The organism is Prochlorococcus marinus str. NATL2A (genome assembly GCF_000012465.1).
In the GTDB taxonomy this organism is placed as follows: Bacteria; Cyanobacteriota; Cyanobacteriia; order PCC-6307; family Cyanobiaceae; genus Prochlorococcus_B; species Prochlorococcus_B marinus_B.
The window spans coordinates 1,491,156-1,503,631 of sequence record NC_007335.2 but is presented as its reverse complement, the minus strand read 5'-3'; the positions used below and the strand labels follow the sequence as shown (position 1 = coordinate 1,503,631).

Here is a 12,476-nt window from a genome sequence, read left to right as displayed (position 1 = left end):
AGTCCATCGATGATTGATCCACCTCTAGTTCCCAAGCGTAAATTACCTCGCTATGGCTTTCATACACATACTGAAAGAGTTAATGGCAGATGGGCAATGATTGGTTTTATTGCGTTAGTTCTTTTGGAATTTAAATTGGGACATGGCTTAATGAATTGGTGACAAAACTTCCTAAACTATCAAGTAATTCATCCTTGCTTGGCTTAAGTTCGGAAGATCTTGAAGAATTTGCTCGTCAGGAAGGTGAAAAGTCTTTTCGTGGTAGGCAAATTCACGAATGGATTTATCAAAGAGGGGCAAAAAGCTTAGATTCAATAAGTGTTCTTCCAAAAAAATGGCGAGATTCATTAGTACGTAAAGGAATTCAGATTGGAAGGCTGGACGAAATTAATAGAGTTGTAGCCGAAGATGAGACATTGAAATTATTAATGGGGACTTTTGATGGTGAGATTGTAGAAACAGTAGGAATACCAACAGATAAAAGACTTACAGTTTGTGTTTCAAGTCAAATTGGCTGCCCTATGGGTTGCAAATTTTGTGCGACTGGGAAGGGGGGGCTTAATAGATCTCTTGATGTGAATGAGATAGTTGATCAAGTTATTAGTGTTAGAGAAACAATGAATAGGAGGCCTACTCATGTCGTGTTTATGGGTATGGGCGAGCCACTCCTGAATATTCGAAATGTTCTGGACTCTATTGAATGTCTCACAAGTGATATTGGTATTGGTCAAAGGAAGATAACTGTTAGTACTGTTGGGATACCGAATACTCTTTCAGATTTAGCAAAATTAGCTCAAGACCGTTTAGGAAGAGTTAAATTCACGCTTGCAGTCAGTCTTCATGCACCTAATCAGACATTGCGTGAATTGATAATCCCCTCGGCGAGTTCATATCCAATTAATTCATTACTAAAAGACTGTAAAAAGTATATAGAACTCACTGGTAGACGAGTAAGCTTTGAGTATATACTTCTTGGCGGTTTGAATGACAAAGATATTCATGCAGAGCAGTTAGCTAACCTGATGAGAGGCTTTCAGAGCCATGTTAATTTGATAGCTTATAATCCAATCGCTGAAGAGAACTTTAAGCGACCAAGCCAATCTAGAGTTAATGCCTTTAGAGAGCTATTAGAAAATAGGGGAGTTGCTGTAAGTGTTCGTGCAAGTAGAGGTAGAGATAAAGATGCGGCATGTGGACAATTAAGAAGGCAAACAATCGATAAAATAAAAATCAACTAAGCAGGAAACATATATGTCTTGTGGACTCTTATGACATTAATTGATTGGTTTATTTTATTTGTTTATTTGATCTTTTCCTTGGTATTAGGAATTTATATATCTCTAAAAAATCATAATGAAGCAGACTATTTTGTTGCTGGTCGTCGTCTTAATGGATTGCTTGCAGGTATGTCTATGGCTGCAACAACGTTTTCGATTGACACACCTCTTTATGTGGCCGGAGTTATTGGGACTCGAGGCTTGGCAGGAAACTGGGAGTGGTGGAGTTTTGGCCTTGCTCATGTTGCTATGACGGTTATATTCGCTCCACTGTGGAGGCGTAGTGGAGTATTGACTGACGCAGCCTTTACTGAATTACGTTATGGGGGGCAAGCAGCAGCTTACTTAAGAGGTATAAAAGCTTTTTTACTCTCAGTTCCAATCAATTGTATTGGGATTGGTTATGCTTTCTTAGCAATGCGTAAAGTGGCTGAATCATTAGGTGTGGTAGATGGACATATTGTATTCGGACCCTTTACTGACACGATACTTTTAATGATTTTAGTTGCTTTGTTTTTGCTTGTTTACACTGTACTAGGCGGACTTTGGGCAGTAGTCGTTAATGATTTTGTACAACTTGTATTAGCTCTTTTAGGCGCATTTGCTGTTTGCTTTGTGGCACTTGATGCTTCAGGTGGTATGACGAATTTGTTAACAAAGTTAGAGGCATTAGATCGACCTGAGCTGCTTTCTTTATTTCCATGGACATTCAACAAAAATGGTTTCAATTGGTTGGATAGCTCAGGAATAAGTATTACTACTTTCTTCGCTTTTATTTCTTTGCAGTGGTGGAGTTTCAGACGTAGTGATGGTGGTGGGGAATTTATTCAACGTTTATTGGCTACAAAAGATGAAAAACAAGCAACTTTGGCAGGAATAGTTTTTTTAATTGTTAATTATCTTGTTCGCAGTTGGCTTTGGATTTTAGTTGGCTTAGCTGGTTTAGTCCTCTTGCCTCAACAAGCTGACTGGGAATTAAGTTATCCAAACCTTGCTGTTACATACTTACCACCCGTTGGACTTGGATTAGTCGTAGTTTCATTGGTCGCTGCATTTATGAGCACCGTAAGTACCTCAATCAATTGGGGGGCAAGTTATCTTGCACATGATCTTTATAAGAGATTTGTGAGGCCATTCGCTGGGCCTAGAGAAATGATTTTTATGGGCCAGCTAGCAAGTATTTTGTTGCTTCTAATTGGAGTCCTCACGGCTTTATTAAGTAACAGTATTGGTTCAATGTTTAGACTTGTTATTGCGATAGGTACAGGCCCAGGTGCTGTGCTTGTCCTTCGGTGGTTTTGGTGGCGAGTTAATGCTCTAGCGGAACTTTCGGCAATGCTGAGTGGTTTTTTTATAGGCTTAATTACTTCAGTTTCGCCTTATTTCATAATTGAAGATTTTGGAAAAAGACTTTTATTCACAACTTCATTTTCAGCCGTGATTTGGCTGCTTACCTTATTTTTCACTGAGCCAGAGTCTGACGAGACACTCAATAACTTTGTAATGCAGGTAAAACCTCCAGGCCCTGGCTGGAGCAAAATACGGAAGAAATTGAATATTGATCCAGTTGATTCTTTTTCAGTGCTTGGATGTCGCTTCATTTTAGGCTCATGTATTCTCTATGGAGGCTTACTCAGTATTGGAGCTTTCTTATTACATCAAGAAAGGAGCGCTTGGATTGCACTCTCCATTGCGGTCAGTTCTGTGTTTTTAATGAAGAAAACAAGACTAATAACTCAATAAGTTGACGCTAAATAGCCAAATGGTCAAAATTTAGAGCAGAATGAAATTCTAATTCACTTGCAACCTTGGGTTTCTTACGGACAACTCTTTTTCCTATCTTGATTGTTGCTCTTTTTGGTATCGCTTTGTTTGCAGTCAGTGCTCGTATATGGCTGCCTGGGGATATGCTTGCACCAGCTCCAATTAATTAAGCTTGCTCTTCTTCAGTCAGAGCTATGAGTGATGTAAATCAAAATTTAAGTAAAGAAGGGTTGGCAAATTTGGCCATAGACCCTGATCTCTTGGCTCGAGAACTAGCTGCTCAGTTGGCTGGGGATCCTTTAGATGAAATTGAACTAGATAAAACTGATGAAGATCTAGTGAATTCATCAAAAGAGTGTGATATTGCATTGAAATGGCTTCAATCTGGAAATGAAGAAAGACTTCAAGGCCTAAGAGTTTTTTGTGAACACAGAGATTCTAGAGCTCTTCCATTTTTACTCCCTTTACTTGACGAACCCTCTCCAGTTGTGAGGATGAGCGCTGTTTATGCTTTAGGTAGAAATCCTTGTCCCCAAGCTATTGACCTTCTATTGCATTTATTGAGATTCGATAGTAATGCTTATGTGCGAAAAGCTACTGCTTGGAGTCTTGGAAATTACTCAAATGCCCCCGTTCTAGAACCTCTGATTAATGCTTTAAAACAAGATGTTGCTGCTGTTCGACTTTGGGCATCCAGTTCTTTAGCAGAGGTTGGTCTCAATTCATTAGAAAGCTCTTTGCCAGCAGCAAATCAATTACTTGAAAGTTTACAAATTGATGGGGAACCAATAGTTAGGAGTAATTGTATTTGGTCTCTTGGTCGCCTTTACATTCATTTGAGTGAGGAAATCAAAATTCACATAGTAGAGGCTTTTATTTCTGTTTTATTGAATGACCGTGAGCCTTCTGTCAGGTATGAAGCAAGGACAGCTTTGGAGCAATTGGACAATCAAGAGGTACAAAAAAAATTAAAATCATTAATTGATGATGGTCAATTGGTTTAATTTTTGGTACGAAAACAATTCGTTGTAATTAATAATTCGCGTTTCTAGTGTTTTTTTCTATATCATGCGTGACTTAGGACCTCACTCTTTCATGCCACAACGAACATTGCGTTTCAAAATTCGACAAGATGGACGGGTTGAAGAAACCGTTGAGGGTCTTGTTGGTGAAGCATGTATCGATTTAACTGAGAAGCTTGAGGATGCCTTAGGCACCGTTGAGAGAAGAGAACCAACCTCCGATACCTTTCTTCGTGAAAAGGTTCAAAAACAGACTATTTCTGCAGAAATTCACTGATGTCACATTTCAGCACAGTAAAAACCCAACTTCGTAAAAAAGAGTTTCTAAAACAAGCTCTTATTGACTTAGGTTATATACCTAACGAAGGTGAAAATTTGGTTAGAGGTTACAGAGGTCAAACAGTTAAGGCTCAAATGACTGTTGAGATGAGTAAGGGAGCAGATATTGGATTTCGTTGGAATGAAGGGTCAAAATCATATGAACTAGTAACTGATCTTGACCTCTGGAAACAATCAATACCAATAGAAAGATTCTTAGCTCAAGTCACTCAGCGTTATGCTCTTAATACTGTTCTTAATTCAACAGCTAGAGAGGGATTTCAAGTATCTGAGCAAAAACAAAATATAGATGGATCAATAGAATTAGTTGTCACTCGCTGGGATTCTTAGGACTTTTTTGAAAATTGACTTTTGATCCTAGAGCTGCTTTTGAAACTAGGTCTATTGAATATCAGCCATCAAATGGTATTTATGATCCAAATCTTGCATTCGAAGCAGCTAATAATGAAGATTTCGAGCTTAGTGGTAGAGATCCAGTTCTAGGAGGGAGGTTAAGGGAAAAAGCTGTTTGGGTTGATGAGAGGAAATGTATTGGCTGTACATACTGCAGCTCGGTTGCTACGAATACTTTTGCAATGGAGCCAGAAGAAGGTAGAGCAAGAGCTTTTAGGCAAGATGGAGATAGTGATGAATTAATACAAGAAGCCATAGATACCTGCCCAGTTGATTGCATAGATTGGGTTTCTTTTGAAGATTTAATTAAATTGAAGGAAGTTATAAAAAATCATAATTTTAGGAATTTAGGGTTACCACCTGTTACTTGATTTTTATAAATATAAGTGCCAAAAAATAAAGATAGTAAAAACAATTCAATTCCTAGAAGAAGATTTGGGCGAACTGAGATTCAGATACCAGTCTTATCTCTGGGAGGGATGCGCTTTCAACAAAGCTGGAAGGATTTAGATCCTAAAGAGATCAATAATCAACAACAAGAAATCTTGCAAAAAACTATTAGCTATGCCGCTCAAAAAGGTATGCATCATATAGAAACTGCTCGTCATTATGGAACATCAGAACGCCAGATAGGCTGGGCCTTCGATCAAATCGATGACCCAAAAAGAATATTACAAACGAAAGTACCACCAAATAATGATCCTTCGATATTCGAGCAAGAACTTGAGTTGAGCATGAGTAGATTAGGTTCCAAAAAAATTGATTTATTAGCTATTCATGGTATCAACCTTCCTGAACACTTAGATATGACTATTCGTCCTAATGGATGTCTACAAATTGTTCGTCGTTGGCAAAAAGATGGTCTCATTGGTCATGTTGGCTTCTCAACTCATGCAAACGTTGACCTGATAATTAAAACAATTGAAACAGGTTTTTTTGATTATGTTAATTTGCATTGGTATTTTATTCGTCAGGAAAACGAAAAAGCTTTGCAAGCAGCGGATGCTAATGATTTGGGGGTTTTTATTATAAGTCCTACTGATAAGGGAGGTCATTTACATACACCGTCATTAAAACTTTTAGATTTATGTAGTCCTTTGCATCCAATAGAATTTAACGATCTGTTTTGTTTGAGGGATAAAAGAATTCATACATTAAGTGTTGGAGCTTCCAGTCCTGAAGATCTGGATATTCATTTAAGTGCGATTTCTAAAATGGACACCATGCATGGGGTAATTAATACCATTGAAAAGCGACTAATAAATGCCTCGTATAAATCGCTTGGAGAGTCATGGTTGACTACTTGGAATATAGGTCTTCCTCGCTGGGACCAAACTCCAGGAGAGATAAATATACCTACTTTATTATGGCTAAACAATTTATTAGAGGCTTGGGATATGGAAAGCTTTGTTAAAGATCGTTATGGTCTTTTAGGGAGAGGGGGACATTGGTTTCCAGGGGCAAACGCAGATTGCTTGGATTGTGAAGTGAGTGAGGATGACTTGAAAAAAGTTTTGATTAATAGCCCTTGGAGCTCTGAAATACCTTCTGTACTTAGAAAATTGAAAGATAGATTGGGAGGGGAAAGAAGAGATAGATTATGGGGGATTTAGTAGCCTAAAGGCTGTTTTTTGGGTTTACCAATTGATCTTGGGTATTGATGGGGACATTTATTAGTAGAATTAATCCTAATAATATTTCTAATACCGCGATTGTTAGGGAGTATGAATTCATGTGTTCTTTGGATCTCTGCATTCAGTTCAGCTAAAGCTTTTTTTAGTATTTGTTGCTCTGTTTCACTCCAGCTTCCTTTGAATATGAGAGCCTGACCTGTTGAATTTAAAAAAGGTACGAGATATTCTGCTACTACATTTGCAGAAGCAACTGCTCTTGCAATGGCATAGTCAAAATTACTTCGAAAGATTGGATTCCTTCCTGCTTCCTCAGCACGTTCGGTTACGACTTTTATCCGAGAATCCAATCCAATCTCTTTAGAAACTTCTTTCAGAAAAGTTGTTTTTTTACTTGAAGAATCTAAAAGAGTAATATTTGAATTTGGCATTGCTATAGCTATGGCTATACCAGGAAATCCACAGCCAGAACCAATATCAATATATTTATGAGAAACTTCCGGATGTTGAAGTTCTTCATATAGTGGCAACAAGCTATCGCATACTTGTGCAGTCCAGAAATCATCTCCATCGACTAAACGAGTAAGGTTGATCTTCTTATTCCATTCTTTCAGTAATTCTTGCAAGTGGATGAATTGAGCTAATTGTTTTTCACTTGGCGCCCATTTAAGCTCATTCCATATCATGAGATGACTTGCTGTTCTGTTTTTTTTATCAGTAGACATTGTTAATTGTTTTTGAAATAGTCAGTCCTGAGATATTTAGATAAAATCTATACATTATTAGATCATATTTTCTTTAGTTGGCCCCTTCTTCCAATTGTTACGAACTGCTTGGTGTTTCTCCTTCTGCTAATAATGCAGAGCTTAGAAAAGCTTTCCGTGAATTAAGTAAGCGGCTTCATCCTGATACGACATCTTTACCAAGTGATGAAGCAACAAGGCAATTTCAAAATGTCTGTGAGGCTTATGATTTATTAAGCGATCCTGTTCTAAGGGCTAACTATGACTTGTCTATAGAGAGAAATAATAATCTTATAAGTCAGAGCAAAGAACCTTATTTAACAAATATAAAACCTGTACAGTTTTCTAAATCGATAGGAGTAAGGCGACCGTTATCAGGTGGAGAATTGTTTTCACTTCTTCTTTTAATTACTTCTATTTTCTTGAGCCTGGCTTTAGGAGTATTTATTTCTTTATTAAGAGGTGGAAACTTGGATTTTACTCCAAGTTGGTTGATGTAGGGTTGAATTCTCAGAAATAATTATATAGCTAAGTACTTAGAGTCTTTATAAGAAAAAATCTTAGGATAGAGCATTTAAGCCCTCTTGGATTCCAAAATAGCATTTCTCTAATTCTTGGTCTGTGATACATAGTGGTGGCATTAGATAAACTACATCTCCTAATGGCCTAATGAAAACACCAACACTCAATGCACTCGCTTTCATGATTTTCCCAACTGAATTTAAATACCCTTTATTGGCTTTCACTTTAATATTAAAAGCAGCAATGGTTCCTGTGATTCTAGGACATTCAATTCTTGGATCTTTAACTATTTTTTGTAGATGTGGTAGGTGACGTGATTCAAAATCTAAATATTTTTGAGGAGATCTTTCTAAAAGATCTAAGCTAGCATTTGCAGCTGCACAGCCTAATGGATTCGCTGTAAAACTGTGGCCGTGCCAAAAGGTTTGCTTGGGATCTTCCCCAAGGAAACCTTCGGAAATCTTTTTGCTGGACATAGTCACTCCCATTGGAAGGAATCCACCGGTTAATCCTTTTGAGAGTGATATAAGGTCTGGCTTTAATCCTGCTCTTTGAAAAGCAAATAGTTCTCCACACCTTCCAAAGCCAGTTAATACTTCATCTGTGATAAGTAAAGAATTTGCATGGCGAATTCTTTTTTCGACTTCTACTAAAAATTCTGAACGAACCATTCGCATCCCTCCAGCCCCTTGTACTAATGGCTCAATAATTACAGCAATAGTTGGTGTCTTTAGGAGGTGATCAAGAGTTTCTAAAACCTCCTTTTCTCGTCTTTCAAAATCTTCATCCCCCCACCATGTTTCAGGCCAAGGGACTCTGCTAACAGGAAATAGCATTTGATCAAAAGGCTCGCTAAATATATTGCGTTCGCCTACTGCCATGGCTCCGAATGTATCGCCATGGTAGGCACCTTCGAATGCAATGATTTGAGATCTATTATCCCCTTTATTTTTCCACCATTGACGAGCCATTTTTAAAGCTACTTCTACTGCTGTAGAGCCATTATCTGAAAAGAATAACTTTTCTAGGCCTGTTAATTTACTTAGTCGATTAGCTAATAGCTCAGCTTGAGGATGAGTGAAATCTGCAAAGATAATTTGCTCTAATTGCTCTGCTTGAGTTGCGATAGCCTTAGCAATATATTCATTTGCATGACCATGAAGGGTGACCCACCAGCTACTTATGCCATCGATTATTGGAGCTCTGTTTTTAGGAAGTAAAAGGGCACCTTTGGCTTTTTCAACCAATAATTGAGGCTTAGAGGATGTAAGTTGAGTGAATGGTGGCCATATATGAGGATTCTGAATAGTTTGATTTGAATTTTCTTTCTCATTCATCAAATTTAGTTTTTCCTCTTGTTTCATTTAACTTGATTGAAGTCAAAATAATCTTTTGATTAAGAAAAAAATAAAATTTTAGTTTTGAATGTATCTTTTAAGCTTTTGATCTAATTGCTGTTTATGCCATTCTTGTGAAAGTACTTTTGCATTGACTTCGTCAAAGATAGGAAGACTTGCAAGAATTTTAGTATCTCCAAATTGTTCTAGAGTCTTCGGATTATCTTTATGTGGAGGGCCGTTTAATACTATTCCTAATACCTCTAAATTTCTATGTTTCAAGGCTTCTAGACTTAACAAGGTGTGATTGAGGGTGCCAAGACCGGTTCTGGCCACAAGAATTATTGGAGCTCCCCAAGCCTTTAATTGGTCTATTTGTAGCCAATCTCGATTTAAAGGAACCATTAAACCACCTGCCGTCTCTATAATTATTAATTCATCCAAGTCAGGTAATTTTAAATTACTTGGTTCAATAAAAGCAGACTCTTGTTCTGCAGCCCAATGTGGAGAGACAGGAGCCTTGAATTTATATCTTTCAGGAAGATAGCTGTTAGGTTCGAGACTTAAGAGATTGCAAACAGTTTTGGTATCTGTGCCTTCCTCTGTTCCACTTTGAATGGGTTTCCAGTAGATACCTTTAAGACCTTGGACGAGAAAACTACTAACTATCGTTTTACCTACATCTGTATCTGTACCACAAATGATAATTCTTTTAGAGAAAGTACTCATCGCTTTATTAATAAAAACTGAATTGACCAACTAAGGCTTACTTGTTGATCTTTGTTGGAAATTGGCCAAAAAGATAATAGATGTCTCCAATCTGAAACACTTAATTGTTCCTTCTGACTACTTTGTGCCCCGACCTTGACCATCGGTTTTAATAAAGAGGTCGCCTTCTTAGCAGTTTGTTTGATAACTTCAATTTTATCATATAAAATACTTTGTTTTGGAACGACTCTAATCAGTGAGTCGTATGATGGTAAATCAAGAGCCGTACATATTAAATTTGCCTTTTCGGCAGCTTCATACCATTCTGGGAAACTTCCTTGGATTGGGATTGCTAAAGCAATCCATCCATCTAAGCTTAGAGAATTGAACCATTCCTCAAGTTTCTTTTGTGGATTATCTAGCCAATGTAAAACAAAACTTGAAGCTAATAAATTTGGTTTTTTAGACCACTTAGGTAGCCCATTATTTAAATCCCAAAGTTGTTTAACACTCTTTTCTGAATGTTGATCAATCATCTTTTTAGAATTATCCAATCTCACTACATATTGGTTTGGATGTATATCTTCTAATGATTTGGCGAGTAGTCCAGTGCCAGAACCAAGGTCAACCCATAGTCCATGTTTAATTGAATGATGAGAACATATTTTTGCAAGTTTTAAAGCAGTACTTTTTTGAATTGATGCTGATTCGTCATAACTTAATGCAGCTTCATTAAAGTTCTTATTAACTTGGCTAGACCATATTTTTTGCATGATCAAATTCTAGCCAGTGTTTTATTTTTTTGATATTTTTAATTTTTGTAATGGAATGCCCCTCGTCTTGAAGGTTGATTATTTTCGGTAAGAATTTTAAGTGCTTTCTTAAATCTTCAGCTAGCTTTGCTTTCGTTTGATTAGCCAATATATTGTCTTCTTCACTGTTAACAATAAGTACGTTGGCAAGAGTATTTAATCCAATTGGTAGAGAATCAGAATCAATCAGAAGTTTTAAATCTTTTTTTAATTTCACCCTTCCTAGATCTGAGATGTTTATGAGATTGGATTCGATTGAATCAGCATCTATGTGATTCGGTTTATAAGCTTTTACATGAAATTTTCTTAACATAGATGCTTCATTGGGTGTATTAATTGCATCCATCATCCTATTTAGGGCCAGTTTTATAGGGCGATTCTCTTTACCACTAGGAATAAAACGACTAAAACTATTGATTAATACAACGTGTGTAGCTGAGTATAAAACTTGTTTATCTATTAAATGTGAGCCAAGAGAGTGACATATAGCAACTCTTTTTAGTTTGACTTGATTTGAGTTGTGATTCCATTTTGGTATGTGTGGACTTAAAGCTGTGTATCCGCGTTCATAATTTCGCCATTCCCATTCATAACACTTAAATATTTGTTCCCAATTTGACCATTGATTGCTATCACCAGCCCACCCATGCATAGCGATTATTTCTTTCATTTGTTTTTAAGAATTTCGATAAGTCTTTCGAAAGCCTGATCTGGTGTATTTCGCCTGATCACTAATCTGAGTCTCGATTTACCTTCGGGGACAGTTGGTGGACGGATCGCAACAGTTAGCAGGCCTTGTGCCTCAAGTCTTTCTTGATAATCCATGGCTAATCTGTCTGAACCAAGAATTATGGAGATTATTGGGCCTTCACCAGCAGGTCGTTGCCAACCAACTTGAGACAATCTGTCTCTTAAAGCGTTTGATTTCTCTTTCAGTTCGCTACCCCAGTTAGGGTTGCTTTCAATTAGATTTAATGCAGCTAAAGCACTTGCACAGAGTGAAGGAGCTAATGCAGTGGTATAGCGAAATGCTCCACAGTTTTGTATGAGATTTTTTCCTGTTATCTTATCTGTTGCTAGAAATGCTCCTCCACTTCCAAACGCTTTACCGAAAGTTCCACTGATAATTGAAATTGGTTCTTTGAGTTCAAATGACTCACCTCTTCCTGCGGAACCCATGACTCCAAACGCGTGAGCTTCATCTATCAATAACTTTGAATCGTATTGAACGCATAGCTTTGAAATTTCTTTTATAGGAGCTGTTGTACCCTCCATGCTGAAAAGGCTTTCAGTAATTACTAGAGGTTGTTTTCGAGGATTGTTTTGTCTAGATTTTTTTAAAAGCTTTTCTAGTTCAGATAAATTATTGTGTTTGAATCTAAAGAGCTTTGCTCCACTCGCTTTGACTCCAACGAGTAGAGAATGGTGTATCAGACGATCACAAATAACAGTAGTATGACGATCAGAAAGTGCTAAAACTGCAGCCAGATTCGCCTGGAAACCACTCGGGTAAATTAGGACAATCTCACGATCAAGCCATTCAGCAAGCTTCGTTTCAAGTTTTTGATGAATATTTCTACTGCCGGTAATAAATCTTGATCCTCCAGAACCAACCCCATCAGTTTCTAAGGTATGTCTGGCCGCCTCAATTAGTAATGGATGTCTTGCTAGGTCTAGATAGTCATTACTTGCTAGGTCAATTAGTGTGATTTGATTTTTATTTTCATCTTCCCCAATCAATTCTGATGATCTTTTTCCTGGAGCCCAAGTCCTGAGTTTACGAATTCTAGAATTAGGGATTTCAGGCATATTTTTATTTTGTCCTCTGGGATTGAAGATTTGGGTGTTGGCTTAACATTTTTTCTTGAGTTTCTTGATTTCATTATTTATCCATGTCAAAAATCATGTGGTCATAGAATCTTTGACTA

15 protein-coding genes are annotated in these 12,476 nt (G+C 37.3%); 9 read left to right on the top strand and 6 right to left on the bottom strand.

Annotation, left to right across the window (positions count from 1 at the left end; genetic code table 11):
- The first annotated feature begins 9 nt into the window (after positions 1–9).
- The 8 genes from PMN2A_RS08300 (at position 10) to PMN2A_RS08265 (ending at position 6,408) form a co-directional block, all read left to right on the top strand.
- Entirely contained in the window at positions 10–162 is a 153-nt protein-coding gene (locus PMN2A_RS08300; protein ID WP_011295358.1) for a high light inducible protein, read from the top strand.
- Entirely contained in the window at positions 159–1,238 is a 1,080-nt protein-coding gene (rlmN, locus tag PMN2A_RS08295; protein WP_011295357.1) for a 23S rRNA (adenine(2503)-C(2))-methyltransferase RlmN, read from the top strand. The genes PMN2A_RS08300 and rlmN overlap by 4 nt, the downstream gene beginning before the upstream one ends.
- Positions 1,239–1,268: 30 nt before the next feature.
- The gene (locus PMN2A_RS08290; protein ID WP_011295356.1) at positions 1,269–3,020 is read left to right on the top strand and encodes a sodium:solute symporter family protein; all 1,752 of its coding nucleotides are present in this window, start codon (positions 1,269–1,271) and stop codon (positions 3,018–3,020) included.
- 215 nt (positions 3,021–3,235) lie between these two features.
- Positions 3,236–4,045, top strand: a complete 810-nt coding sequence (locus PMN2A_RS08285) for a HEAT repeat domain-containing protein (protein WP_011295355.1) — start codon at positions 3,236–3,238, stop codon at positions 4,043–4,045.
- Between the two features lie 91 nt (positions 4,046–4,136).
- Positions 4,137–4,340 carry a DUF2997 domain-containing protein gene (locus PMN2A_RS08280; protein WP_011295354.1) on the top strand — a complete coding sequence of 68 codons (204 nt, stop codon included), beginning with the start codon at positions 4,137–4,139 and terminating at the stop codon, positions 4,338–4,340.
- Complete coding sequence (locus PMN2A_RS08275; protein WP_011295353.1) at positions 4,340–4,732, top strand: DUF1257 domain-containing protein; 393 nt, start codon at positions 4,340–4,342, stop codon at positions 4,730–4,732. Before PMN2A_RS08280 ends, PMN2A_RS08275 begins: the two co-directional genes overlap by 1 nt.
- Before the next feature lie 14 nt (positions 4,733–4,746).
- Positions 4,747–5,166: a ferredoxin gene (locus PMN2A_RS08270; protein WP_011295352.1), complete on the top strand. Its 420-nt coding sequence runs from the start codon at positions 4,747–4,749 to the stop codon at positions 5,164–5,166.
- Between the two features lie 15 nt (positions 5,167–5,181).
- Positions 5,182–6,408, top strand: coding sequence for an aldo/keto reductase (locus PMN2A_RS08265; protein ID WP_011295351.1), 1,227 nt, complete (start codon positions 5,182–5,184; stop codon positions 6,406–6,408).
- Here the strand turns inward: PMN2A_RS08265 and rsmG are convergent.
- Positions 6,405–7,151, bottom strand: a complete 747-nt coding sequence (gene rsmG / locus PMN2A_RS08260) for a 16S rRNA (guanine(527)-N(7))-methyltransferase RsmG (protein WP_041711057.1) — start codon at positions 7,149–7,151, stop codon at positions 6,405–6,407. The genes PMN2A_RS08265 and rsmG overlap by 4 nt on opposite strands.
- A 77-nt stretch (positions 7,152–7,228) precedes the next feature.
- Between rsmG and PMN2A_RS08255 the strand changes: the two genes are divergently transcribed.
- Complete coding sequence (locus PMN2A_RS08255; protein ID WP_011295349.1) at positions 7,229–7,669, top strand: J domain-containing protein; 441 nt, start codon at positions 7,229–7,231, stop codon at positions 7,667–7,669.
- A 60-nt stretch (positions 7,670–7,729) separates the two neighbouring features.
- Here the strand turns inward: PMN2A_RS08255 and bioA are convergent, their stop codons facing one another.
- The 5 genes from bioA to PMN2A_RS08230 are packed head-to-tail and all read right to left on the bottom strand — an operon-like array spanning position 7,730 to position 12,357.
- Positions 7,730–9,055: an adenosylmethionine--8-amino-7-oxononanoate transaminase gene (gene bioA / locus PMN2A_RS08250; RefSeq protein WP_011295348.1), complete on the bottom strand. Its 1,326-nt coding sequence runs from the start codon at positions 9,053–9,055 to the stop codon at positions 7,730–7,732.
- A 51-nt stretch (positions 9,056–9,106) separates the two neighbouring features.
- Positions 9,107–9,757 (bottom strand): dethiobiotin synthase, encoded by a 651-nt coding sequence (bioD, locus tag PMN2A_RS08245; protein ID WP_011295347.1) that lies wholly within the window; start codon positions 9,755–9,757, stop codon positions 9,107–9,109.
- Complete coding sequence (locus PMN2A_RS08240) at positions 9,754–10,509, bottom strand: methyltransferase domain-containing protein (RefSeq protein WP_011295346.1); 756 nt, start codon at positions 10,507–10,509, stop codon at positions 9,754–9,756. Before PMN2A_RS08240 ends, bioD begins: the two co-directional genes overlap by 4 nt.
- Positions 10,490–11,218 carry a hypothetical protein gene (locus PMN2A_RS08235; RefSeq protein ID WP_011295345.1) on the bottom strand — a complete coding sequence of 243 codons (729 nt, stop codon included), beginning with the start codon at positions 11,216–11,218 and terminating at the stop codon, positions 10,490–10,492. The genes PMN2A_RS08240 and PMN2A_RS08235 overlap by 20 nt, the downstream gene beginning before the upstream one ends.
- Positions 11,215–12,357: an aminotransferase class I/II-fold pyridoxal phosphate-dependent enzyme gene (locus PMN2A_RS08230; protein WP_011295344.1), complete on the bottom strand. Its 1,143-nt coding sequence runs from the start codon at positions 12,355–12,357 to the stop codon at positions 11,215–11,217. Before PMN2A_RS08230 ends, PMN2A_RS08235 begins: the two co-directional genes overlap by 4 nt.
- Positions 12,358–12,476 lie beyond the last annotated feature (119 nt).

What these genes read in the sequence shown, in the direction of transcription:
- PMN2A_RS08300 (WP_011295358.1), top strand. Translation starts at nt 10, where the DNA reads ATGATTGATCCACCTCTAGTTCCCAAGCGTAAATTACCTCGCTATGGC.
- PMN2A_RS08290 (WP_011295356.1), top strand. Translation starts at nt 1,269, where the DNA reads ATGACATTAATTGATTGGTTTATTTTATTTGTTTATTTGATCTTTTCC.
- PMN2A_RS08285 (WP_011295355.1), top strand. Translation starts at nt 3,236, where the DNA reads ATGAGTGATGTAAATCAAAATTTAAGTAAAGAAGGGTTGGCAAATTTG.
- PMN2A_RS08280 (WP_011295354.1), top strand. Translation starts at nt 4,137, where the DNA reads ATGCCACAACGAACATTGCGTTTCAAAATTCGACAAGATGGACGGGTT.
- PMN2A_RS08275 (WP_011295353.1), top strand. Translation starts at nt 4,340, where the DNA reads ATGTCACATTTCAGCACAGTAAAAACCCAACTTCGTAAAAAAGAGTTT.
- rsmG (WP_041711057.1), bottom strand. Translation starts at nt 7,151, where the DNA reads ATGTCTACTGATAAAAAAAACAGAACAGCAAGTCATCTCATGATATGG.
- bioA (WP_011295348.1), bottom strand. Translation starts at nt 9,055, where the DNA reads ATGAAACAAGAGGAAAAACTAAATTTGATGAATGAGAAAGAAAATTCA.
- bioD (WP_011295347.1), bottom strand. Translation starts at nt 9,757, where the DNA reads ATGAGTACTTTCTCTAAAAGAATTATCATTTGTGGTACAGATACAGAT.
- PMN2A_RS08240 (WP_011295346.1), bottom strand. Translation starts at nt 10,509, where the DNA reads ATGCAAAAAATATGGTCTAGCCAAGTTAATAAGAACTTTAATGAAGCT.
- PMN2A_RS08235 (WP_011295345.1), bottom strand. Translation starts at nt 11,218, where the DNA reads ATGAAAGAAATAATCGCTATGCATGGGTGGGCTGGTGATAGCAATCAA.
- PMN2A_RS08230 (WP_011295344.1), bottom strand. Translation starts at nt 12,357, where the DNA reads ATGCCTGAAATCCCTAATTCTAGAATTCGTAAACTCAGGACTTGGGCT.